At 72.6% G+C, this 23022-nt stretch carries 23 protein-coding genes; 15 read left to right on the forward strand and 8 right to left on the reverse strand.

The window, feature by feature from the left end; translation table 11 throughout:
- Positions 1–25 precede the first annotated feature (25 nt).
- From AC07AW_RS03955 to AC07AW_RS03965, 3 genes are all read left to right on the forward strand, one after another.
- On the forward strand, positions 26–661 hold the full coding sequence (locus tag AC07AW_RS03955) for a TetR/AcrR family transcriptional regulator (RefSeq protein ID WP_478813917.1): 636 nt from the start codon (positions 26–28) through the stop codon (positions 659–661).
- Positions 662–787: 126 nt separating this feature from the next.
- Positions 788–916 carry a morphogenic membrane protein MmpB gene (gene mmpB, locus AC07AW_RS03960; protein ID WP_478813918.1) on the forward strand — a complete coding sequence of 43 codons (129 nt, stop codon included), beginning with the start codon at positions 788–790 and terminating at the stop codon, positions 914–916.
- 286 nt (positions 917–1202) lie between these two features.
- Positions 1203–1808: a Maf family protein gene (locus AC07AW_RS03965; protein ID WP_478813919.1), complete on the forward strand. Its 606-nt coding sequence runs from the start codon at positions 1203–1205 to the stop codon at positions 1806–1808.
- A gap of 1 nt (position 1809) precedes the next feature.
- Here AC07AW_RS03965 and AC07AW_RS03970 read toward each other — a convergent pair whose 3' ends face one another.
- Positions 1810–2247 (reverse strand): hypothetical protein, encoded by a 438-nt coding sequence (locus AC07AW_RS03970; protein ID WP_478813920.1) that lies wholly within the window; start codon positions 2245–2247, stop codon positions 1810–1812.
- 384 nt (positions 2248–2631) lie between these two features.
- Here AC07AW_RS03970 and AC07AW_RS03975 point away from each other — a divergent pair, with 384 nt between their 5' ends.
- Positions 2632–4386, forward strand: a complete 1755-nt coding sequence (locus AC07AW_RS03975) for an acetyl/propionyl/methylcrotonyl-CoA carboxylase subunit alpha (protein WP_478813921.1) — start codon at positions 2632–2634, stop codon at positions 4384–4386.
- A 77-nt stretch (positions 4387–4463) separates the two neighbouring features.
- On the forward strand, positions 4464–5009 hold the full coding sequence (locus tag AC07AW_RS03980) for a TetR/AcrR family transcriptional regulator (protein ID WP_478813922.1): 546 nt from the start codon (positions 4464–4466) through the stop codon (positions 5007–5009).
- Positions 5010–5089: 80 nt separating this feature from the next.
- On the opposite strand, the gene AC07AW_RS03985 is transcribed toward AC07AW_RS03980, so the two are convergent.
- Positions 5090–6016: a DeoR/GlpR family DNA-binding transcription regulator gene (locus AC07AW_RS03985; protein ID WP_478813923.1), complete on the reverse strand. Its 927-nt coding sequence runs from the start codon at positions 6014–6016 to the stop codon at positions 5090–5092.
- Between the two features lie 225 nt (positions 6017–6241).
- Positions 6242–7681, reverse strand: coding sequence for an NAD(P)H-quinone dehydrogenase (locus AC07AW_RS03990; protein WP_478813924.1), 1440 nt, complete (start codon positions 7679–7681; stop codon positions 6242–6244).
- Between the two features lie 206 nt (positions 7682–7887).
- On the opposite strand from AC07AW_RS03990, the gene AC07AW_RS03995 reads away from it, so the two are divergent.
- The 4 genes from AC07AW_RS03995 (at position 7888) to AC07AW_RS04010 (ending at position 12552) form a co-directional block, all read left to right on the forward strand.
- Positions 7888–8325 carry a gamma-glutamylcyclotransferase family protein gene (locus tag AC07AW_RS03995; protein ID WP_017239758.1) on the forward strand — a complete coding sequence of 146 codons (438 nt, stop codon included), beginning with the start codon at positions 7888–7890 and terminating at the stop codon, positions 8323–8325.
- Positions 8326–8618: 293 nt separating this feature from the next.
- Positions 8619–9422 (forward strand): purine-nucleoside phosphorylase, encoded by an 804-nt coding sequence (locus tag AC07AW_RS04000; protein ID WP_478813925.1) that lies wholly within the window; start codon positions 8619–8621, stop codon positions 9420–9422.
- A gap of 197 nt (positions 9423–9619) precedes the next feature.
- A complete protein-coding gene (locus AC07AW_RS04005; protein WP_478813926.1) occupies positions 9620–11272 on the forward strand; it encodes a phospho-sugar mutase in 1653 nt (550 codons plus the stop codon).
- Between the two features lie 125 nt (positions 11273–11397).
- Entirely contained in the window at positions 11398–12552 is a 1155-nt protein-coding gene (locus AC07AW_RS04010) for a mannosyltransferase family protein (RefSeq protein ID WP_478813927.1), read from the forward strand.
- Positions 12553–12567: 15 nt separating this feature from the next.
- On the opposite strand, the gene AC07AW_RS04015 is transcribed toward AC07AW_RS04010, so the two are convergent.
- The 3 genes from AC07AW_RS04015 to AC07AW_RS04025 all read right to left on the reverse strand — a co-directional run bounded on the left by AC07AW_RS04015 (position 12568) and on the right by AC07AW_RS04025 (position 15291).
- Positions 12568–13245 (reverse strand): PH domain-containing protein, encoded by a 678-nt coding sequence (locus AC07AW_RS04015; RefSeq protein ID WP_478813928.1) that lies wholly within the window; start codon positions 13243–13245, stop codon positions 12568–12570.
- A 34-nt stretch (positions 13246–13279) separates the two neighbouring features.
- Positions 13280–13918, reverse strand: a complete 639-nt coding sequence (locus AC07AW_RS04020; RefSeq protein WP_478813929.1) for a class F sortase — start codon at positions 13916–13918, stop codon at positions 13280–13282.
- A 110-nt stretch (positions 13919–14028) separates the two neighbouring features.
- A complete protein-coding gene (locus AC07AW_RS04025; protein ID WP_478813930.1) occupies positions 14029–15291 on the reverse strand; it encodes a hypothetical protein in 1263 nt (420 codons plus the stop codon).
- Positions 15292–15545: 254 nt separating this feature from the next.
- Here AC07AW_RS04025 and deoC point away from each other — a divergent pair, with 254 nt between their 5' ends.
- Genes deoC through AC07AW_RS04040 form a run of 3 tightly spaced genes read left to right on the forward strand, consistent with a single transcriptional unit; the run spans position 15546 to position 18830 of the window.
- Positions 15546–16505 carry a deoxyribose-phosphate aldolase gene (gene deoC / locus AC07AW_RS04030; protein ID WP_352016886.1) on the forward strand — a complete coding sequence of 320 codons (960 nt, stop codon included), beginning with the start codon at positions 15546–15548 and terminating at the stop codon, positions 16503–16505.
- A 5-nt stretch (positions 16506–16510) separates the two neighbouring features.
- A complete protein-coding gene (locus tag AC07AW_RS04035; protein ID WP_478813931.1) occupies positions 16511–17947 on the forward strand; it encodes an aldehyde dehydrogenase family protein in 1437 nt (478 codons plus the stop codon).
- Positions 17940–18830, forward strand: coding sequence for an aldehyde dehydrogenase family protein (locus AC07AW_RS04040; protein ID WP_478813932.1), 891 nt, complete (start codon positions 17940–17942; stop codon positions 18828–18830). Before AC07AW_RS04035 ends, AC07AW_RS04040 begins: the two co-directional genes overlap by 8 nt.
- A 55-nt stretch (positions 18831–18885) precedes the next feature.
- Here the strand turns inward: AC07AW_RS04040 and AC07AW_RS04045 are convergent, their stop codons facing one another.
- Entirely contained in the window at positions 18886–19623 is a 738-nt protein-coding gene (locus AC07AW_RS04045; RefSeq protein WP_478813933.1) for a TetR/AcrR family transcriptional regulator, read from the reverse strand.
- A gap of 120 nt (positions 19624–19743) precedes the next feature.
- Between AC07AW_RS04045 and AC07AW_RS04050 the strand changes: the two genes are divergently transcribed.
- Positions 19744–20334, forward strand: coding sequence for an NADPH-dependent FMN reductase (locus AC07AW_RS04050; protein ID WP_478813934.1), 591 nt, complete (start codon positions 19744–19746; stop codon positions 20332–20334).
- Positions 20335–20347: 13 nt separating this feature from the next.
- Positions 20348–21871 carry an MDR family MFS transporter gene (locus tag AC07AW_RS04055; protein ID WP_478813935.1) on the forward strand — a complete coding sequence of 508 codons (1524 nt, stop codon included), beginning with the start codon at positions 20348–20350 and terminating at the stop codon, positions 21869–21871.
- On the opposite strand, the gene AC07AW_RS04060 is transcribed toward AC07AW_RS04055, so the two are convergent.
- Positions 21804–22202 (reverse strand): hypothetical protein, encoded by a 399-nt coding sequence (locus AC07AW_RS04060; protein WP_478813936.1) that lies wholly within the window; start codon positions 22200–22202, stop codon positions 21804–21806. The genes AC07AW_RS04055 and AC07AW_RS04060 overlap by 68 nt on opposite strands.
- 52 nt (positions 22203–22254) lie before the next feature.
- Between AC07AW_RS04060 and AC07AW_RS04065 the strand changes: the two genes are divergently transcribed.
- Positions 22255–22950, forward strand: coding sequence for an ATP-binding protein (locus tag AC07AW_RS04065; RefSeq protein WP_478813937.1), 696 nt, complete (start codon positions 22255–22257; stop codon positions 22948–22950).
- Positions 22951–23022: the final 72 nt, after the last annotated feature.

The following is a 23022-nucleotide window of genomic DNA, read 5'->3' on the forward strand; positions in this document are numbered from 1 at the left end:
TACCGTAGCAGAGTCGATGGCGTTAATGGAACAGGAGACCCGTTTGACTGAGAGCCGGCCGGCCTCGCCCGGCACCACGCGCCCCGGCGGCCGCACCGCGAAGGTCCGCAGGGCGGTCCTCGACGCCACCCTGGACGCCCTCGCCGACACCGGCTTCCACGCCCTGAACATGGACCGGATCGCCGCGAGCGCCGGCGTCGGGAAGACCACCGTGTACCGCCGCTGGAACTCCCCCGTCGGCCTGGTCACCGACCTCCTGCACGACATGGCCGAGCAGTCGCTGCCCGCCTCCGACACCGGCAGCCTCCCCGGTGACCTGCGGGCCAACGCCGAACTCGTCCGGGCCACCCTCGTGGACCCCCGGATGGGCGCCGTCTTCCGCGCGGTCATCGCCGCGGCGGCCTGCGACGAGGAGTGCGCGCGCGCCCTCGCCGACTTCTACCGGACCCGGCTCGCCGAATGGGCCCCGGTCGTCACGAAGGGCGCGGCGCGCGGCGAGATCCCGGCGGGGACGGACCCCGTCGAACTCCTCCGCGCCGTCTCCGCGCCGCTCTACTACCGCTTCGCGGTCACCCGCGAGGAGCTCGACGGGTCCGTCGCCGAACGAGCCGTGACGGCGGCACTCGCGGCGGCGCGGGACGGGGTGTTCGTACGGGCGTAGGGCCGGCGGACGTACCGGCGTGAACCCGCTGCGACGGGGCGCTCTCCGCGAATAGTCCTTCCGCACCGGGGCGCCTGAGTATCCGTACTCAGGCGTCCCGCCCGTCCCGCCCGCAGGATCGGAGGCATGCTGTGGTCCGACCCGAAGAACCAGCCGCCGAAGTTCCTGCGGGACATGCAGGCGATGCTGCGCCGCACCGGCGTGCTGCTGGCGGTCGCGATGGTGGTGGCGATGTTCGTGGCGAGCGCGCGCTGACCACACGCGCGTGCGACGGCTCACGGGCCGCACACAGGGGCCACGCGCGCGTGCGACGGCCCACCGGCCGCACACCGGGGCCACGCGCGCCTGCGACGGCCCACCCCCACGCACACGCCAAGCCACGCGCGCGTGCGACGGCCCGCCGCCACGCACACCAAGCCACACGCGCACGCGACGAGCCACCGCCCGCGCGCCAAAGCCACGCGCACATGCGACCAGCCACCGCCCGCGCACCAGGGCCACGCGCGCGCGTGCGTGTGCTCGCACTGGCTACGCTGCCCCCATGACTGCTGATCCGCGCCGTGTCGTGCTCGCCTCCGCCTCCCCCGCCCGGCTCTCTCTGCTCCGGCAGGCCGGACTCGCCCCCGAGGTGATCGTGAGCGGCGTCGACGAGGACAAGGTCCACGCCCCGACCCCGGCCGAACTCGCGCTCGCCCTCGCCGAGGCGAAGGCCGCCCATGTCGCCGCCAAGCCCGAGGCGTTCGGCGCGCTCGTCATCGGCTGCGACTCGGTCCTGGAGCTCGACAAGCAGGCCCTCGGCAAGCCGGCCGACGCCGAGGAGGCCACCGCCCGCTGGAAGTCGATGCGCGGCCGCGTCGGCATCCTCCAGACCGGCCACTGCGTGTACGACACGGCCGCCAAGCGCTACGAGTCGGCGACGGCCTCCACCGTGGTCCGGTTCGGCGAGCCGACGGACGAGGAGATCGCCGCGTACGTGGCGAGCGGCGAACCGCTCCACGTGGCGGGCGCGTTCACCCTGGACGGCCGCTCGGCTCCGTTCATCGACGGCATCGACGGCGACCCGGGCAATGTGATCGGCCTGTCCCTGCCGCTGCTGCGCCGGCTGCTGCGCAAGCTGGACGTCGAGATCACCGACCTCTGGGCCTGAGTCAGCCGGTGGCCGGCGCCCCTTCGGGGGCGTCGGTCTTCCGGGTGGGCTCCGTCCCGTACGCCACCAGGGTGAGGACGACGAGGCCGAGCACGGTCACCAGGAAGGCGAAGGCGGGCCAGCCGAGCAGGGCGACGGCGACCGCGCCGAGGATGCCGTGGACGACCGCGCAGCCGATGAGGAGCCCCCGGCCGAAGCGGCCCGGGCGGCGGTCGCGGATGCCGGCGACGAGGGCGACGAGGGCGCAGACGGCGAGGGCGATGCCGGAGGCGATGCCGAGCCCCCAGGTGCCGGCGACCATCGCGTCGGGGTCCATGCCGTCGAGGGACATCGACTGGGCCTCCAGGAAGCCCGCCATGACGGCGTTGATCGCGACGATGCCGGGCGCTTCGAGGAAGAGCACCGCGGCCGTCACGAGGGCTATCGGTCTGCGGGCCACCTCGGCCACCCCCTGGATTCGCCTGTTACCGGCAGTACGGTCGTCAGCGCGAAGGCTACTGGCCGGTAAACCCCCGGACAAGAGTTCGCACACGGCGGGCAACGGGGGACGGCGCGACGCCGGAGGGGCAAAGAATCGTTGAGCCATTCGTAGGGACTCCACAAAGAAACCCGAATGGCCCCTGGTCGCTTGAACAGAGACCTGCGCCACACCTCGGAGCTACTGTGCCGTAAAGGAACCCTGCGTACCGTGGTGCGACAAGGGAATTCACGACCCGAGCAGGCCCGGGGTCACGCTCCGTGTGGGCAAGCTCACCACTGGGGACGGGTCGAAAGGCCGTGTCGGCAGTCCCTAAACTCAGCTTGTTTCAAGGAGGGAGCCATCGTGCGCAAGGTGCTCATCGCCAACCGTGGCGAAATCGCTGTCCGTGTGGCCCGGGCGTGCCGGGACGCGGGTATCGGCAGCGTGGCCGTGTACGCCGATCCGGACCGGGATGCTCTGCATGTCCGGGCGGCTGACGAGGCGTTCGCTCTGGGCGGTGACACCCCGGCCACCAGCTACCTGGACATGGCCAAGGTGCTCCAGGCCGCCAAGGACTCCGGTGCGGACGCGGTCCACCCGGGTTACGGCTTCCTTTCCGAGAACGCGGAGTTCGCCCAGGCGGTCCTGGACGCGGGTCTGACGTGGATCGGTCCGCCGCCGCAGGCGATCCGCGACCTGGGTGACAAGGTCGCCGCCCGTCACATCGCGCAGCGCGCCGGTGCCCCGCTGGTCGCGGGCACGCCGGACCCGGTCTCGGGTGCGGAGGAGGTCGTGGCCTTCGCCGAGGAGCACGGGCTGCCGATCGCGATCAAGGCCGCGTTCGGTGGTGGCGGTCGTGGTCTGAAGGTCGCCCGCACCCTGGAAGAGGTCCCGGAGCTGTACGACTCCGCCGTCCGTGAGGCCGTCGCGGCCTTCGGCCGGGGCGAGTGCTTCGTCGAGCGCTACCTCGACAAGCCGCGTCACGTGGAGACCCAGTGCCTGGCCGACCAGCACGGCAACGTCGTCGTGGTCTCGACGCGTGACTGCTCGCTGCAGCGCCGCCACCAGAAGCTGGTCGAGGAGGCCCCGGCACCGTTCCTGAGCGAGGCGCAGAACGCGGAGCTGTACGCGGCGTCGAAGGCGATCCTGAAGGAGGCCGGCTACGTCGGCGCCGGCACGGTCGAGTTCCTCGTCGGCGTGGACGGCACGATCTCCTTCCTGGAGGTCAACACGCGTCTGCAGGTCGAGCACCCGGTGACCGAGGAGGTCACGGGCATCGACCTGGTCCGCGAGATGTTCCGGATCGCCGACGGCGAGGAGCTCGGCTACGGAGACCCGGAGATCCGCGGTCACTCCTTCGAGTTCCGTATCAACGGCGAGGACCCGGGCCGCAACTTCCTCCCGGCCCCCGGCACGGTCACGGTCTTCACCCCGCCGACCGGCCCCGGTGTCCGTCTGGACGCGGGCGTCGAGTCCGGCTCGGTCATCGGCCCGGCCTGGGACTCGCTCCTGGCCAAGCTGATCGTCACCGGCGCCACCCGCGAGCAGGCCCTGCAGCGCGCCGCGCGTGCGCTCGCGGAGTTCAAGGTCGAGGGCATGGCCACCGCCATCCCCTTCCACCAGGCCGTCGTCGTCGACCCCGCCTTCACCGCCGACCCGTTCGAGATCCACACCCGGTGGATCGAGACGGAGTTCGTCAACGAGATCAAGCCCTTCGCCCCGGCCGGTGCCGAGGCGGACGAGGACGAGGCGGGCCGCGAGACGATCGTCGTCGAGGTCGGCGGCAAGCGCCTCGAGGTCTCCCTGCCGTCCTCGCTCGGCATGACCCTGGCCCGCACGGGCCTGGCGGCCGGTGCGAAGCCGAAGCGGCGCGCGGCGAAGAAGTCCGGCCCGACCGCGTCGGGTGACACCCTCGCCTCGCCGATGCAGGGCACGATCGTGAAGGTCGCGGTCGAGGAGGGCCAGGAGGTCAAGGAAGGCGATCTCATCGTCGTCCTGGAGGCCATGAAGATGGAGCAGCCTCTCAACGCCCACCGCTCCGGCACCGTCAAGGGCCTGAGCGCCGAGGTCGGCGCCTCCGTCACCTCCGGTGCCACCATCTGCGACATCAAGGACTGACCGTCGCACCCAGTACCGTACGAAGGGCCCGCAGGCAGCCGCCTGCGGGCCCTTCGTCGAGGGGAGGGGTCGCGCTCATGCGCGCCGACGCACGCCGCAACCACGAGCGACTGCTCATCGAAGCCCGCGCCGCCTTCGCGGAACAGGGCGCGGACGCGCCCCTGGAGGAGGTCGCGCGCCGCGCGGGCGTGGGCATCGGCACCCTCTACCGTCATTTCCCCACCCGGGCCGACCTGTTGAACGCGGTCTTCCAGGAAGCCCTCGCCGAACTGCTCGACCGCTCGCGGGAGCTGGCGGAGGCCGAGGTGCCGTGTGCGGCCCTGGTGGAGTGGCTGCGGGCGCTGATCGCGCACGCGGGTGAGTACCGGGGGCTCGCGCATGCGCTGATGTCCGCCTCGTACGACCGGAGTTCGGCCCTGGCGCGGTGCAGCGACCCGCTGCGCGCGGCGGGCGAGCGACTGCTCGAACGGGCTCAGAAGGCGGGGCAGGTACGGGCCGATGTGTCGATCGGCGACCTGATGCAGCTGACCAACGCGATCGCGCTGGCGGCCGAACAGTGCCCGGAGGACGCGGAGCTGGCGGACCGCCTGCTCGCGTTGACGCTGCGGGGCTTGAAGGACTGAGGTGTGACGTCGCGGACCCGCCTCGCCGTCACCTGCCGGAGTCGGCGTGGGACCCCTGGGGGAGGGTCCCTCGGGTGACTTCAGCGGCGGCGCATGTCCGCGACCCGGGCCGTGCGTTCCAGCGTCTCCGCGGCCATTCCGCCACCCGGCCCCCGGAACTGACCGGCCGCCATCCGCCCGCGCTGGACGGGGAGCGGCACGTCACGGCGGGGCCGGGCGCCCGGGGGGACCTGGTCGCCGCCGGAGGGACCGGCGGCCGCGCCCGTACCGGCGACGGCGATCTGCACACCCTGGTCGGCGAGGGCCTGGAGCTCGGTGGCGGCCCGCTCGTCGTGGGCCGGGGGCTCGTCGGTCACCAGGCGGGTGATGACGTCGGTCGGCACCGTCTGGAACATGGTGTCGGAGCCGAGCTTGGTGTGGTCGGCGAGGACCACGACCTCGGCCGCCGCCTGCACGAGCGCCCGGTCCACGCTCGCGGAGAGCATGTTGGACGTCGACAGGCCGCGCTCGGCGGTCAGACCGCTCCCGGAGAGGAACGCCCGGGAGACCCGGAGTCCCTGGAGCGACTGCTCGGCCCCGCTGCCCACGAGCGCGTAGTTGGAGCCGCGCAGGGTGCCACCGGTCATGACGACCTCGACCCGGTTGGCGTGGGCGAGGGCCTGGGCGACGAGCAGGGAGTTGGTGACGACGGTCAGGCCGGGCACGCGGGCGAGCCGGCGGGCCAGCTCCTGCGTGGTCGTCCCGGCGCCGACGACGATGGCCTCGCCTTCTTCGACGAGGCTCGCGGCGACGTCGGCGATGGCCGTCTTCTCCGCTGTGGCGAGATGGGATTTCTGCGGGAAGCCGGATTCTCGCGTGAATCCGCCCGGCAACACCGCACCGCCGTGGCGGCGGTCGAGGAGTCCTTCTGCCTCAAGGGCCCGTACGTCTCTCCGTACGGTCACTTCAGAGGTCTGGACGACGCGGGCGAGCTCGCGGAGCGACACGGCCCCATTGGCTCGCACCATTTCGAGGATCAACTGGCGACGTTCTGCAGCGAACACGAAACTGACAGTAACGTGACCAGCCGATACTTTTCAGCACTATGCGCCGAATTGCAGAAGATGCGCACAGACGGGGCCTCCAAGTGGTATGGGAGGCCCCGCCGTTGATCGTTCTATGTCCCCCCTTGCCGGGGGTTGTCCGAGTCGGCGAACCGTTCCCGCAGGCGGGAGCCGGGCCGGAGCGGGCCGTTACGCCTCGCCCGTCGCCTTTCGGGTGTGCAACTGCCGTGCCACTTCGGCGATCGAGCCCGACAGGGAGGGGTACACGGTGAAAGCATTTGCGATCTGTTCGACCGTCAGATTGTTGTCGACCGCGATCGAGATCGGATGGATCAGCTCGCTCGCCTTCGGCGCGACGACACAGCCGCCGACCACGATGCCGGTGCCCGGACGGCAGAAGATCTTCACGAAGCCGTCCCGGATGCCCTGCATCTTCGCGCGGGGGTTGCGCAGCAGCGGCAGCTTGACGACCTTGGCGTCGATCTTGCCCGCGTCCACGTCGGCCTGGGTGTAGCCGACGGTGGCGATCTCCGGGTCGGTGAAGACGTTCGAGGAGACCGTCTTCAGGTTCAGCGGGGCCACCGCGTCGCCGAGGAAGTGGTACATCGCGATCCGGCCCTGCATGGCGGCGACCGAGGCGAGCGCGAAGACGCCGGTGACGTCACCGGCGGCGTAGACGCCGGGGGCGCTCGTACGGGAGACCTTGTCGGTCCAGATGTGGCCGGAGTCCTTCAGCTTGACCCCGGCCTCCTCCAGGCCCATGCCGGCCGAGTTCGGGATCGCGCCGACCGCCATCAGGCAGTGGGTGCCGGAGATGACCCGGCCGTCCGCGAGGGTGACCTCGACCCGGTCGCCGACCCGCTTGGCGGACTCGGCGCGGGAGCGGGCCATGACGTTCATGCCGCGGCGCCGGAAGACGTCCTCCAGGACGGCGGCCGCGTCCGGGTCCTCGCCCGGGAGCACGCGGTCGCGGCTGGAGACGAGCGTGACGCGGGAGCCGAGCGCCTGGTAGGCGCCGGCGAACTCGGCGCCGGTGACACCGGAACCGACCACGATGAGCTCCTCGGGGAGCTCCTTCAGGTCGTAGACCTGGGTCCAGTTCAAAATGCGCTCGCCGTCCGGCTTGGCGTCGGGCACCTCGCGCGGGTGGGCGCCTGTCGCGATCAGCACCGCGTCGGCGGTCAGCGTCTCCTCGGTGCCGTCGGCGGCGGTGACGACCACCTGGCGGGAGCCGTCCACGGCCTGCCGCCCGGAGAGCCGGCCGCGGCCGCGCAGGACGCGGGCGCCGGCCCGGGTCACGGAGGCGGTGATGTCGTGGGACTGGGCGAGCGCGAGGCGCTTCACCCGTCGGTTCACCTTGCCGAGGTCCACGCCGACGACCCGAGCGGCCTGCTCGACGTGCGGGGTGTCGTCCGCGACGATGATGCCCAGCTCCTCGTAGGAGGAGTCGAAGGTGGTCATCACCTCTGCGGTGGCGATCAGGGTCTTCGAGGGGACGCAGTCGGTCAGGACGGACGCGCCGCCGAGGCCGTCGCAGTCCACGACGGTCACCTCCGCGCCGAGTTGGGCGCCCACCAGGGCCGCCTCGTATCCGCCGGGTCCGCCGCCGATGATCACGATCCGGGTCACTGGGATCTACGCCTCGCGCTCTCGTTCTGCCGGGGGGTCCCCCCGCTGGGGTGCAGTGCGTACGCCATTGTCCCGCACGCTTCAAGTGCGTACCCCATTCTCCCGCACGCCGGGCACTGCCTCGCGCCGGGGCCTCCGGAGCCCCCCGTACGGCCTCCACCTCGGGGTTCTCCGGGCAGCCCGCCCCCTCCCGTACCCTCGGTCCCATGTCGCTCTACGCCGCTTTCGCCGGCAACCTCGACGCGCGGCTGATGAGCCGCCGCGCCCCGCACTCCCCGCTGCGCGGCACCGGCTGGCTGAACGGCTGGCGGCTGACCTTCGGCGGAGAGCAGATGGGCTGGGAGGGAGCGCTGGCCACCATCGTGGAGGCCCCCCGCTCCCAGGTCTTCGTGGCGCTGTACGACATCGCGCCGATGGACGAGGACTCCATGGACCGCTGGGAGGGCGTGGGGCTCGACATCTACCGGCGGATGCGGGTGCGGGTGCACACGCTGGACGGCGAGGAGCCGGCCTGGGTGTACGTCCTCAACGCGTACGAGGGCGGGCTGCCGTCCGCGCGGTACCTGGGCGAGGTCGCCGACGCGGCCGAGTCGGCGGGCGCGCCGCACGACTACGTGATGGAGTTGCGGAAGCGCCCCTGCTGATCGGGCCCTGCCGATCCGACCCCGCTCGTCCGACCTGACTGATCCGGCCTTGCGATCCGACTCCGCTCGTCCGACCTGACTGATCCGGCCTCGCCGATCCGACCCCGCCGATGCGGCCGGGTTGATCCGACCGGGTGACCGGAATCCCCCGTTCGTCGGAAACGACAAGACAACGATCGCATGTCCGTCAGCATCGTCATCTACGCGCGTAGGAATTCTCCGGCTACGCTGCTTCGCGTACCAAATCCGTCCGGGGTTCCCCTCGGACCCCCCTCCCCGAGGCGAGAGAGTCAGTGAACGCAACTGCCACCCCGTACGAGGCCGCCGAGGCCGCTGCCGCACGTCTTCGCGAGCTGACCGGTGTCGAGAACCACGACGTCGCCCTGGTCATGGGCTCCGGCTGGGCCCCCGCCGTCGACGCCCTCGGTGCCCCCGAGGCCGAGTTCCCGGTGACCGAGCTCCCCGGCTTCCCGCCGCCGGCCGTCGAGGGCCACGGCGGCAAGGTCCGCTCGTACAAGATCGGTGAGAAGCGCGCGCTGGTCTTCCTCGGCCGCACCCACTTCTACGAGGGCCGGGGCGTCGCCTCCGTCGCCCACGGCGTCCGTACCGCCGTCGCCGCCGGCTGCAAGACCGTCGTCCTCACCAACGGCTGCGGCGGCCTCCGCGAGGGCATGCGCCCCGGCCAGCCGGTCCTGATCAGCGACCACCTCAACCTGACGGCCGCCTCCCCGATCGTCGGCGCGAACTTCGTCGACCTGACGGACCTGTACTCGCCGCGCCTGCGCGCGCTGTGCAAGGAGGTGGACGAGACGCTGGAGGAGGGCGTGTACGTCCAGTTCCCCGGCCCGCACTACGAGACCCCGGCCGAGATCAACATGGTCCGCGTCATGGGCGGCGACCTCGTCGGCATGTCCACCGTCCTGGAGGCCATCGCGGCCCGCGAGGCCGGCGCCGAGGTCCTCGGCATCTCCCTCGTCACCAACCTGGCGGCGGGCCTCTCGGGCGAGCCGCTGAACCACGAGGAGGTCCTCCAGGCGGGCCGCGACTCGGCGGCGCGGATGGGCGAACTGCTGACGCGGGTCCTGGACCGGATCTGATCTCCTTCCGGGGCTCCGGCCCCGGACCCCGGTCCTCGGACGCCGGACGGGCTGAACGCAGCCCGTCCGGGGGTCTGGGGGCTTGCCCCCAGTTACGGGAAGGGGCGGGGTGGGGAAAGGCTCCGCGCAGCGGCCCCCGACCCGCACCCGCCCATCCACCGCCGCGCCCCCTCCCGACCCACCCCGAAAGGCACACCGTGACGCAGGACGATCTCCTCACCCGGGCCCAGGCCTGGCTCGCCGAGGATCCCGACAGCGAGACCCGCGAGGAGCTCGCGCGGCTCATCGAGGCCGGCGCGAGCGACGAGCTCGCCGCCCGTTTCAGCGGCACGCTGCAGTTCGGCACGGCCGGGCTCCGCGGTGAGCTCGGCGCCGGGCCCATGCGGATGAACCGCTCGGTCGTCATCCGGGCCGCCGCCGGCCTCGCCGCGTACCTGAAGGCGAAGGGCGAGACCGGCGGTCTCGTCGTCATCGGCTACGACGCCCGCTACAAGTCCGCCGACTTCGCCCGCGACACCGCCGCCGTGATGACCGGCGCCGGACTGCGCGCCGCGCTGCTCCCGCGCCCGCTGCCGACGCCCGTCCTCGCGTACGCCATAAGGCATCTGGGCGCCGTCGCCGGTGTCGAGGTGACCGCGAGCCACAATCCGCCGCGCGACAACGGCTACAAGGTCTACCTGGGCGACGGCTCGCAGATCGTGCCCCCGGCCGACGCCGAGATCGCCGCCGAGATCGACGCCATCCGCTCGCTCCACGACGTGCCCCGTCCGGCCGAGGGCTGGGAGACCCTGGGCGACGAGGTCCTCCAGGCCTACCTGGAGCGCACGGACGCCGTCCTGACCCCGGGCTCCCCCCGGACCGCGCGGACCGTCTACACGGCCATGCACGGCGTCGGCAAGGAGGTCCTGGCGGCCGCGTTCGGCCGGGCCGGCTTCCCGCCGCCCGCGCTCGTCGCCGAGCAGGCCGACCCGGACCCGGCCTTCCCGACGGTCGCCTTCCCGAACCCGGAGGAGCCGGGCGCCATGGACCTGGCCTTCGAGGCCGCCCGGGCCGTGGACCCCGACCTCGTCATCGCGAACGACCCGGACGCCGACCGCTGCGCCGTGGCCGTGCCCGACGCGGACGTCGAGGGCGGCTGGCGCATGCTCCGCGGCGACGAGGTCGGCGCGCTGCTCGCCGCGCACCTGGTGCACAAGGGCGCCACCGGCGTCTTCGCCGAGTCGATCGTGTCGTCGTCCCTCCTCGGCCGCATCGCCGAGGCCGCGGGCGTGGGCTACGAGGAGACGCTGACCGGCTTCAAGTGGATCGCCCGCGTCGACGGACTGCGGTACGGCTACGAGGAGGCGCTCGGCTACTGCGTCGACCCGGAGGGCGTCCGCGACAAGGACGGCATCACCGCCGCGCTGCTCGTCACGGAGCTGGCCTCGGTGCTCAAGGAGCAGGGCCGGACCCTCACCGACCTGCTCGACGACCTGGCGGTGGCGCACGGTCTGCATGCCACGGACCAGCTGTCGGTGCGCGTCGAGGACCTGGGGATCATCGCGAACGCGATGGCCACCCTGCGCGAGCGGCCCCCGGTCCGGCTCGCCGGTCTGACGGTCGTCTCGGCCGAGGACCTGACGAAGGGCACCGAGTCCCTGCCGCCGACGGACGGCCTCCGCTACCACCTGGAGGGCGCCTACAAGGCCCGGGTGATCGTCCGCCCCTCCGGCACCGAGCCGAAGCTCAAGTGCTACCTGGAGGTCGTCGTCCCGGTCGGTGACGGCAGCGAGCTGGCGACGGCCCGCGCGACGGGCGCCGAGATCCTCGCCGCGATCAAGCGGGATCTGTCCGAGGCCGCCGGGCTGTAGGACATCGGCGCGAGGGCCCGTACGGAATCGATTCCGTACGGGCCCTCGCCCGTCCGGGTGAACCCCGTACGGCACGTGACGTAAAGCGTGGACCGTGCGCCGGGGGCGCGCGCCAGGGTGACCCGGTGTCCGTCACCCCCGTGCCGTACGTCCCCGGCCCCCGTACCGCCGCGCCCGAGGCCGTGGCGGGCGGCGCGCTGCGGCGTGCGGCCCCGGCGCTGCTGGGCTTCCTGGCGGTACGGCTCCTGGGGCTCGCGGTGCTCGCCCGCTGGGCGCATCTGAAGGGGCACGGCCTGTGGCCGCTGCTCGCCCGTACGTGGGACTCGCTCTGGTACCTGGACATCGCGGGGCACGGGTACACGACCCAGCCGTCCTTCCCCCGGAACCTGGCCTTCTTCCCGCTCTTCCCCGGGCTCGTCCGGCTGCTGTCGGCGGTCTTCCCCGGCTCCCGCGCCTCGGTGGCCCTCGGGCTCGCGGTGGTGTGCTCGCTGCTCGCCGCCTGGGGGGTGTTCGCGGTCGGCGACCGGCTGCGCGGGCGCCGGACCGGCACGGTCCTCGCCGTCCTGTGGGGCGCCTCGCCGGTGGCCGCCGTGCAGTGGATGGGGTACACGGAGTCGCTGTTCACGGCGCTCGCCGCCTGGGCGCTGTACGCGGTGCTCGGCGGGCGCTGGGCGTGGGCCGCCGGGCTCGCGGTGGCCGCCGGGCTGACCCGGCCGACGGGGCTCGCGGTCGCGGCGGCGGTCGGCGCGGCGGGGCTTCTCGCGGCCCGGCGCGAGCGGCGGGCGGCGGGGCTCGTCGCCGCCCTGACGGCGCCGCTGGGCTGGCTCGGGTACGTGGGCTGGGTGGCGGTGGTCCGGGGGCGCTGGGACGGCTACTTCGAGGTGCAGCGGCGCTGGGGGAACGAGTGGGACGGCGGCGCGGTGACGCTGCGGGCGCTGCGCCGGTACCTCGTCCACAGCGCGTCCCCGCCGCTCTTCCTGACCGTGGTCTCGGTGGTGCTGCTGCTGTCCGCCGCGCTGTACGTGTGCTGTCTCGCGGACCGGCAGCCGCTGCCGCTGCTCGTGTTCACGGGGGTGCTGCTGCTCGTGGTCCTCGGCAGCGGCGGTGTCTGGTTCCCGCGCGCCCGCTTCCTGCTGCCGGGTTTCCCGCTGCTGCTGCCGCTCGCCGCGGGGATCGCCCGCGCGCGGTGGCACGTCGCCGCCCTCGTCCTCGCGGGGGCGGCGCTCTCCTCTGCGTGGCTGGGCGGCCAGATGCTCCTGGTGTGGGCCGGAGCGCCGTAGGGCGTCCGGTGTGGCTCAGCGGGTGGCGAGCAGGATCACGAGGAGCAGCAGTCCGGCCACCGCGGGCCCCACGATCTCGTACGCCCAGCGCACGTGCGGCTCGCCCTGCGCGCCCGGGTTCCCGGCGCGCAGCTCGGCGAGCTCGCGCAGTTCGGCGACGGTCTTGTCGCTGGGGGCGGTGCGGGAGGCGGTGTCGCGTACGTCGGCGGTGACGGAGGTACGGCCGTGGGGGTCGTCCTGGGAGGCGCGGGCGGCCTGGCGGGCGGCCTTCTTCCGCTGGCGCAGGGAGACGGGGATCGCCCAGAGCTGGTACTTGGCGCCGTCCTGCGTGAAGACCTCGCTGGAGTAGCCGGCGCGGATGTCGGCGACCGTGGCCCAGGGCAGCGTGATCGACCGGAACGGGTTGCGGATCCGGAGCCGGTCGTCGTTGGCGTACACGGCGGGCCTGATCGTGAAGGCGACGATCAGCGGGACGGCGAGGACGAGGACCGCGAGCGCGATCCAGGGCGTGCGGCCCTCGCCGCGGACGATCGCGTCCCCGGCGAAGAAGGCCGTGAGGAGCAGCAGGAACACCCCGCTCGCCACCCCGAGGGGCGACCGGAAGACCTTGTCGGCGGAGGTCTGTTCCGCGGGGGTCTTTCCTGCGGACGGCTGCTCGGGGCTCGGCTCGTGGCTGGGCTCGGGGGTCGTCATGCCGCCGATTGTGCCTCAGGGGGCGGGTGGGGACTCAGGCGGCCCGCGCGGCCACGAGGTCCGCGTACAGGATGATGTTGTCGGGGCGGTGGCCGCCGACCAGCTCGCCGCCGCAGGTGACGAGGCGCAGCTCGGGGCGGGTGGTGTCGCCGTACACCTTGGCCGTCGGGAAGGCGTGCTTGTCGACCTGCTCCAGCTCCCGGACCCGGAAGACGGCGGTCGTGCCGTCGGCGCGGGTCACGGTGATCTCGTCGCCGACGCGGACCTTGGAGACGTTCTTGAGGACGGCCGGGCCGCGGGCGGTGTCGAAGTGGCCGATGAGGACGGCGGGGCCGGTCTGCCCGGGGGTGACGCCCTTGTCGTACCAGCCGACGCGGTCGGCGTCCGCGACCGAGGGCACCTCGACGGTGCCGTCCTTGTTCAGGCCGAGGGAGAGGACGGGCCCGGTGTCGATCCCGGCGGCGGGCACCCGGACCCGGACGGGCAGGGACCGTGCCATCGGCTGCACGGGGGCCGCGCTCGCGGTCGGCGCGGGGGCGGCGGTGGCCGGCGAGATGTGGGCGGGCGGGGTGGCGGGCGCGGGCTCGCCGGCGGCGGAGCAGCCGGTGAGCGCGGCGAGCGCGGCCACGAGGACGAGGGAGGCGGTACGGGTACGAGCGGGTCGACGGCTCACGGGACGGCTCCGGACGGGCTGAAGGACGGGGTGTGGCCGGCCGCCGCGCGGGACGCGGCGACCGGCCTGGGGTGGTACCTGCTCGGGTCGGGGCAGGGGGTGGTGCGGGGTCAGGCGCGGGAGCCCGCCCGGCGGCGGAGGACGACGAAGCCGAGGCCCGCGGCGGCGAGGGAGGCCGCGCCCGCGCCGGCCGCGATCAGGGCGGTGGAGTCGCCCTCGGTGCCGAGCTCGGCTCCGGCCGCGACGCCGCCCTGCGGGACGACGGAGGTCTGCCCGGTGTTCGTGGTGGTGCCGCCGGAGGCCGGGGTGGTGGCGGACGGCGCCGGGGTGGCGGTGGCGTCCTTCTCGCAGCCCTCGGGGAGCTTCGGGAAGGCGGTCCAGAGGTACGGCGTGTCGCCGCCCTGGGTGCGCTGGCCGAGCTGCGGGGTGGTGGTGTTCGCGCCCTTGATCGTGAGGCCCTGGCCCAGGTCGGCCGCGTGGGCGCGGTCGAGGGTGACGATCGGCTTGCCGTCCTCGTCGTTGAGGACGGCCTTCGGGCCCTTCTCCAGGTCGTTGGTGAGCGTCACGGTCAGCTGCGCGAAGACCGAGGGGATGACCTGCTGGACGGTGCACTTGCCGAGGGTGACGACGGGGCCCGGCTTGGGGGCGGAGCCCTTCTGGACGAGCTCCGGGGCAGCCTGCTTCGAGGAGCCGGGGATGTAGGCGGCGAAGCCTCCGTCCTGCTCCAGGACGACGACGGCCTTGCCGTACGTCCAGACCTGGCGGATGCCGCTCAGGTAGGTGAAGCCGCGGCCCTTGCCGTTCTCGATCAGCTGGAGGCCGTAGCGGCCGTCCTTCTGGGCGAGCTCCAGGAGCGTGCCGTCGGCGAGCTTGTAGATGCCGGGCTCGGCGCCGGGGACGTAGTTGCGGTCCCAGTTGTAGGTGGTGCCGTCCGGGTTGAGGACGAAGAACTCGCCGTTGTCGTTGCCGGCGACGGAGCGGGTGATCGCCTCCAGGACGCCGACCGGGTTGCCCTGGTAGAAGAGCTCGGCGCGGTAGTTCTGGTCCTTGACCTTGTAGATCTTGGCGATCGTGCCGTTGAGGAGGGTCTCGGTCCGGACGAGGGTGCCCTTCGCGGGGTCGGCCTCCGCCTCCGTGCCGGTCTCGGCCGGCTTGGTGGCGTCCGCCGGCTTCGCGGCGTCGGCCGGCTTCGGCGTGCTCACCGGCTTCGCGGCATCGGCCTGCTTGGCGGTGTCGCCCGGCTTCACGGCGTCGGCCGGCTTGACGGCCACCGGGCCGTCGGCGGCGAACGCGGCACCGGCGAGGGCCGGGGTGGTGAGGGCGACACCGGCGACGAGGGCGGTGGCGATGGCGGTGCGAAGGGCGGTGCGCATAACGACTCCTGTGATTCATACAGGTGGCGGATGGGAGAGTCGCATGCCGCTTTTTCTCGGTCCGACTGTTTCCGGTGAGGTCCGGCTGGCTGCTGAGAGAAAATCTATTGATCTTCTATTCGGGAGCTGTCCGTTCCATGTCACGGCCGTGTGACAGGAGTCACCACGCCGTCGGACCCCCTGTGACCTCGGGCTCGATGAAGGGGCGCCCCTGTACAGGTCGCTACGCGCGTAGATATGCTCGACTGGTGACCATGCCCACCACTGCATCCGCAGCATCCGCTTTCGCCGACGTGACCACGTCCGACAGTGCGCTGCGCCGCTTCCTCCACGGGCTGCCCGGCGTCGACGCCGTCGGCCTGGAGGCGCGCGCCGCGTCCCTCGGCACCCGCTCGATCAAGACCACGGCCAAGGCGTACGCCATCGACCTGGCCATTTCCATGATCGACCTGACGACGCTCGAAGGCGCGGACACCCCGGGCAAGGTCCGGGCGCTCGCCGCCAAGGCCGTCAACCCCGATCCGACCGACCGCACGACCCCGAAGACCGCCGCCGTCTGCGTCTACCCCGACATGGTGGCCACCGCCAAGGCCGCCGTCGCGGGCTCGGGCGTCAAGGTCGCCTCGGTCGCCACCGCCTTCCCGGCGGGCCGCGCGGCCCTCCCCGTGAAGCTGGCCGACACCGCCGACGCCATCGCCGCCGGTGCCGACGAGATCGACATGGTCATCGACCGTGGCGCCTTCCTCGCCGGCCGGTACCTGGAGGTCTTCGAGCAGATCGCCGCGATCAAGGCGGAGTGCGGCGACCGCGCCCGCCTCAAGGTGATCTTCGAGACCGGCGAGCTGTCCACGTACGACAACATCCGCCGCGCCTCCTGGCTCGGCATGATGGCCGGCGCGGACTTCATCAAGACCTCGACCGGCAAGGTCGCGGTCAACGCCACCCCGGCGAACACCCTCCTCATGCTGGAGGCCGTGCGCGACTTCCGCGCACAGACCGGCGTGCAGATCGGCGTGAAGCCGGCCGGCGGCATCCGCAACACCAAGGAAGCGATCAAGTTCCTGGTTCTCGTCAACGAGACCGTGGGTGAGGACTGGCTGGACAACCACTGGTTCCGCTTCGGCGCTTCCAGCCTGCTCAACGACCTGCTGATGCAGCGCCAGAAGCTGGCGACCGGCCGTTACTCCGGCCCCGATTACGTGACGGTGGACTGATCAAGATGGCATCTGCATTCGAGTACGCACCGGCGCCGGAGTCGCGTTCCCTCGTCGACATCGCGCCGAGCTACGGCCTGTTCATCGACGGCGAGTTCGTCGACGCCGCCGACGGCAAGGTCTTCAAGACCGTCTCCCCCTCCTCCGAGGAGGTCCTCGCCGAGGTCGCCCAGGCGGGCTCCGAGGACGTCGACCGCGCGGTGAAGGCCGCCCGGAAGGCCTTCGAGAAGTGGTCGGCGCTGCCCGGCTCCGAGCGCGCCAAGTACCTCTTCCGCATCGCCCGGATCATCCAGGAGCGCAGCCGTGAGCTGGCCGTCCTGGAGACCCTGGACAACGGCAAGCCGATCAAGGAGACCCGCGACGCGGACCTCCCCCTGGTCGCGGCCCACTTCTTCTACTACGCGGGCTGGGCCGACAAGCTCGACCACGCGGGCTACGGGCCGAACCCGAAGCCGCTGGGCGTGGCCGGCCAGGTCATCCCGTGGAACTTCCCGCTGCTCATGCTGGCGTGGAAGATCGCCCCGGCGCTCGCGACCGGCAACACGGTCGTCCTGAAGCCGGCCGAGACGACCCCGCTCTCCGCCCTGTTCTTCGCGGACATCTGCCGCCAGGCCGGGCTGCCGAAGGGCGTCGTCAACATCCTTCCCGGGTACGGGGAGACGGGCGCCGCGCTGGTCGAGCACCCGGACGTCAACAAGGTCGCCTTCACCGGTTCGACCGCGGTCGGCAAGTCGATCGCGCGCTCCATCGCCGGTACGCACAAGAAGGTCACCCTCGAACTGGGCGGCAAGGGCGCCAACATCGTCTTCGACGACGCCCCGATCGACCAGGCCGTCGAGGGCATCGTCAACGGCATCTTCTTCAACCAGGGCCAGGTCTGCTGCGCGGGCTCGCGCCTCCTGGTCCAGGAGTCGATCCAGGACGAGCTCCTCGACAGCCTGAAGCGCCGTCTGTCGACGCTCCGCCTCGGCGACCCGCTCGACAAGAACACCGACATCGGCGCCATCAACTCCTCGGAGCAGCTGGCCCGCATCACCTCCCTCGTGGAGCAGGGCGAGGCGGAGGGCGCCGAGCGCTGGACCGCCGCGTGCGAGATCCCGTCGGCCGGTTACTGGTTCGCCCCGACGCTCTTCACGAACGTCACGCAGGCGCACCGCATCGCCCGCGACGAGATCTTCGGCCCGGTCCTGTCGGTGCTGTCCTTCCGTACGCCCGACGAGGCGGTCGCGAAGGCCAACAACAGCCAGTACGGCCTGTCGGCCGGCATCTGGACGGAGAAGGGCTCCCGCATCCTCGCGGTCGCCGGCAAGCTCCGGGCCGGTGTCGTCTGGGCCAACACGTTCAACAAGTTCGACCCGACCTCGCCCTTCGGCGGCTACAAGGAGTCGGGCTTCGGCCGCGAGGGCGGCCGCCACGGTCTGGAGGCCTACCTCGATGTCTGACACGACTCGCCTTGGCGTCTTCAAGACCTACAAGCTGTACGTCGGGGGCAAGTTCCCCCGCTCCGAGAGCGGCCGGGTGTACGAGGTGAGCGACTCGAAGGGCAAGTGGCTGGCGAACGCGCCGCTCTCCTCCCGCAAGGACGCCCGTGACGCGGTCGTCGCGGCGCGGAAGGCCTTCGGCGGCTGGTCGGGCGCGACGGCGTACAACCGCGGTCAGATCCTCTACCGCGTCGCCGAGATGCTGGAGGGCCGCCGGGACCAGTTCGTCCGCGAGGTCGCGGACGCGGAGGGCCTGTCGAAGTCGAAGGCCGCCGTGGTCGTCGACGCGGCGATCGACCGCTGGGTCTGGTACGCGGGCTGGACCGACAAGATCGCCCAGATCGTGGGCGGCGCGAACCCGGTCGCGGGCCCGTACTTCAACCTGTCGACCCCGGAGCCGACGGGCGTCGTCACGGTCGTGGCCCCGCAGGACTCGTCCTTCCTGGGCCTGGTCTCGGTGATCGCCCCGGTGATCGCGACGGGCAACACGGCGGTGGTCATCGCCTCCGAGAAGTCCCCCCTCCCCGCCCTCTCCCTGGGCGAGGTCCTGGCCACCTCCGACCTCCCCGGCGGCGTGGTCAACATCCTCTCCGGCAAGGCCTCGGAGATGGGCCCGCACCTCGCGGCCCACCAGGACGTCAACGCGATCGACCTGACGGGCGCGGGCACCGATCTGGCCCGTGACCTGGAGATCGCGGCGGCGGACAACCTGAAGCGCGTCCTGCGCCCCCGTACCGAGGACTTCGCCGAGTCCCCGGGCACGGACCGCATGACCGCGTTCCTGGAGACGAAGACGGTCTGGCACCCCACGGGTTCGCTGGGCGCGAGCGGCTCCTCCTACTAGGCGGTCACCGCACGGAAAGGCCCCCGGGCAGCAGCACTGCCCGGGGGCCTTTCCGTCATGCCCCGGCGCGCCCGATCAGGCCGGCCACCCCGTCGAGCACGCACTCGAGACCCGTCCCGAACTGCCAGGCCGCGTCGTCCTTGCGCGCCGCCCCCTGCACGTACCGCAGATAGGTGGGATAGCGCCCGGTCCCGAGCAGGTAGGTCATCTGGGGCGCGAGGGCCCGCCGGGTGTCGTCTCCGCTCTCCCAGCCCTGCTCCTTCATGTACTGGGCGAGGGCGACCTCCGACTGCACGGCTCCCTGCACGTACGAGGCCACCGCGCGGAACGCGGCCATCATCGTGTCGGCGTCGAGGCCGAGACCGTCGAGCGAGGCCAGCTGGCGTTCGACCGCCGCCATCCGGGCCGGGGTGAGGGCGAGGATCGGGACCGGCAGCTGGGTGAGCCAGGGGTGGCGCAGCATCCCGTCGCGGGTGCGGTGGGCGTATGCCCGCAGGGTCTCGCGCCAGCCGCCCACCGGGGCCGGGGGCTCCAGCTCGGCCGAGACCTCGTCGACCATGAGCGCCCACAGTTCGTCCTTGTCGGCGACGTGCCGGTACGCGGCCATGGGCGCGACGCCGAGCTCGGTGGCGATCCGGCGCATGGTGACGGCGCCGAAGCCCTCCCGGTCGGCGATCTCGATCGCGACGCCCGCGATCCGGCGCGGGGTGAGGGACGCGCGGGGTGCGCTCGCGGGCCGGTCGAGCCGCTCCCACAGCGAGATCCCGTCCGCCGTCTCGTTCTTCTTCGCCACTGCTCGGCCTCCCTTGGATTGCGTACATCGTATGCCGCGTGGACGTCGTACACATCGACGTGTACGTTGTACACCACTCGGTGTACGACGTACACACGCCACCGTTCCCCAGGGGGATCCATGTCCACTCCGCTGCGCATCGCCGTGATCCAGGGCTCCACCCGGGAGGGCCGCGTCGGCCCGACCGTCGCGAACTGGGTACGCGCCCACGTCGCCGACCGCCCCGACATGACCGTCGACCTGATCGACCTCGCCGAGACCCCGCTGCCCACGAGCTTCCCGCACCTCGGCCAGGCCCCCACCGACGAGGCCGACCGGGCCCTCCTGCGCGCCGTGTCCCCGCGCCTCGCCGACGCCGACGCCTTCGTCGTCATCGCCCCCGAGTACAACCACAGCTACCCGGCCTCCCTGAAGAACGCCATCGACTGGCACCACAGGGAATGGCACGCCAAGCCCGTCGCCTTCGTCTCCTACGGCGGCTTCTCCGGCGGCCTGCGGGCCGTCGAGCACCTGCGCGGCGTCTTCGCCGAACTGCACGCCGTCACCCTCCGCGACTCCGTCGGGCTCGCCGGCGTCTGGGGCCAGTTCGACGCCGAGGGCAAGGCCGTCGACCCCGCCGCCGACACCGCCGCCAAGACCATGCTCGACCGGCTCGCATGGTGGGGCGAAGCACTCCGCACGGCCCGCGCCACCACGCCGTACGCGGCCTGAGCGGGGCCCGGCCATGACGACGACCACCGCCACGCCGCCCGCCACGGCGCGCCTGCCCTACCCGGGCATCGCCGGCCTCATGCTCGGCATCGTCCTCGGCACCCTCGACGGCACCGTCGTCGGCACCGCGCTCCCCACCATCGTGGGCGAACTCGGCGGCCTCGACCGGCTCTCCTGGGTGGTCACCGCCTACCTCCTCACCGCGGCCGTCGCCACCCCCCTCTGGGGCAAGTACGGCGACCTGTACGGCCGCAAGGGCGCCTACCTCGCCGCCGTCGCCGTCTTCCTCGCCGGGTCGGTCCTCTCCGGCCTCGCGCAGACCATGGACCAGCTCATCGCCTTCCGCGCCCTCCAGGGCGTCGGCGCCGGCGGCCTGATGGTCGGCGCCTTCGCCCTCATCGGCACCCTGGTCTCCCCCGAGGACAGCCCCAAGGTCCAGGCGATCACCGGGGCCATGCTGCCTCTGGCCTTCGCCGGCGGCCCGCTCATCGGCGGCCTGCTCACCGACCACGCCGACTGGCGCTGGGCCTTCTACGTCAACGTGCCCGTCGGCCTCGCCGCCCTGCTGCTCGTCTCCCTCTGCCTGACGATCCGCACCCCGCGCGTCCGCGCCCGGATCGACTGGGCGGGCGCCCTCCTGCTCACCACCGGGATCCTCGCCCTCACCCTGCTCGCCACCTGGGGCGGGCGGACCCACGCCTGGACGTCACCGACCGTCCTCGCCCTCGGTGCGGTCGGCGCGGTCTCCCTCGCCGCCTTCGTCCGCGTCGAGCGGCGCGCCGAGGAGCCCGTCATCCCGCCGCGGCTCTTCCGCAGCCGCAACTTCACGCTCGCCCAGCTCCTCAGCTTCCTCGTCGGCGCGGGCATGCTCACCGCGATGAACTACCTGCCGCAGTACCTGCAGTTCGTCCGCGGCCGGTCGTCCACCGCCAGCGGCCTGCTGCTGCTCCCGCTGATGCTGGGAATGGTCGCGGTCCAGCTGGCCACCGGCCGGCTCATCGCCCGCACCGGCCGCCACCGGCGCTACCCGATCCTCGGCGGCGCGCTGATGACCGCGGGCGCGCTCCTCCTGCTGCTCCTCGACGTGGACACCCCCACGGCCCTCGCCTCCGCGCTCACCGTGGTCCTCGGCGCCGGCATGGGCTTCCTGATGCAGTCGACGATGCTGATCACCATGTACAGCGCGGAGCCGCGCGACATGGGAGCGGCGAGCGGCACGGTCACGCTCGTGCGCACCATCGGCGGCTCGCTCGGCGTGGCCGCGCTCGGCGCGGTGTTCACCTCGCGGCTGACGGGGACGGACCCCGGCCTGACACCGGCGCAGGCGGACACTCTTCCCGCGCCGGTACGGGAGGCCTTCCGGGCGGCGGTGACCAGCGGCGTCCACGGGGTGCTGCTCGGCACGGCCGCGCTCGCCGCCCTGGCGTTCGCCGTCGCCTGGTTCGTACGGGAGACCCCGCTGCGGACCGTCAGGGAAGCAGCCCCTGCGTCAGCGGACCCGCGACCGGCAGATCGGCGACGGCCCCTCCCTTCGTGACGTGGTCGGTGACCAGGTTCGTGCCGACCGGCTTGAAGTCGGCGACCTGGGTGCCGAGGCCGTTGTCGAGCGGGTCGACCCCCGTGTTGGCCAGCGGGTCGAGCTGGAGACGGGTCAGCGGGCCGATGCCCTGGGTGACGCCCTCCAGCGCACCCGCCCCGGCCGCGCCGGCGTCCGTGCGGCTCAGCGAGTCGACGGGCAGCGGCACGGGAGCGGCGGCCTGCGCCCCGGCACCCGCGCCGAGCATCGCGGCGCCCGCCGCCGTGACGGTGAGACCGGCCTTGAGCAGGGCACTGCGGCGGGGGGTCCGGTGGTCTGCGTGACGCGCCATGAGGGTCCTTCCAGGGGGTGAGCGGGCGGGCACCGACAGTAGTCGAGGTGTGATGCTCGATACCAACGGCCTTCCTCGGTGGTCCCCTGGACGGGGGAATGCCTCACACTGGTGTTCCGTGAGTTCCCAACCGATCCCGACCCGGGTCGTCCTGCTCGCGGGCCCCTCCGGCTCCGGCAAGTCGTCCCTCGCCGCCGTCACCGGCCTTCCGGTCCTACGCCTCGACGATTTCTACAAGGAGGCCGACGACCCGTCGCTTCCGCTCGTCGAAGGCTCCACGGACATCGACTGGGACTCCCCACGGTCCTGGGACGCGGACGCCGCCGTCGCCGCGATCGTCGAGCTGTGCCGTACGGGGCGGACCGACGTCCCGGTGTACGACATCGCCACCAGCTCCCGGGTGGACCGGGAGCGGCTCGACATCGCGCGCACACCGCTCTTCGTGGCGGAGGGCATCTTCGCGGCCGAGATCGTGAACCGCTGCCGCGACCTCGACGTCCTCGCGGACGCGCTGTGTCTGCGGGGCCGCCCCTCGACGACGTTCCGCCGCCGGCTCCTGCGCGACCTCCGCGAGGGCCGCAAGTCGGTCCTGTTCCTGCTGCGCCGCGGCTGGCGCCTGATGCGCGCCGAGCGCGCCATCGTCGCGCGCCAGGCCGCCCTGGGCGCCCACCCCTGCGCGAAGCCGGAAGCCCTGGGCCGCCTGGCGGCAGCGGCGGCGGGCCGCCACCGCACGCCGGCGGCGAGCTGACACTCCTCTGACCGCACAGCACGAAGCGGGTCGTACGAGACCCCCCGGACTCGTACGACCCGCTTCGCTTTT

The organism is Streptomyces sp. NPDC044003 (assembly GCF_056435185.1).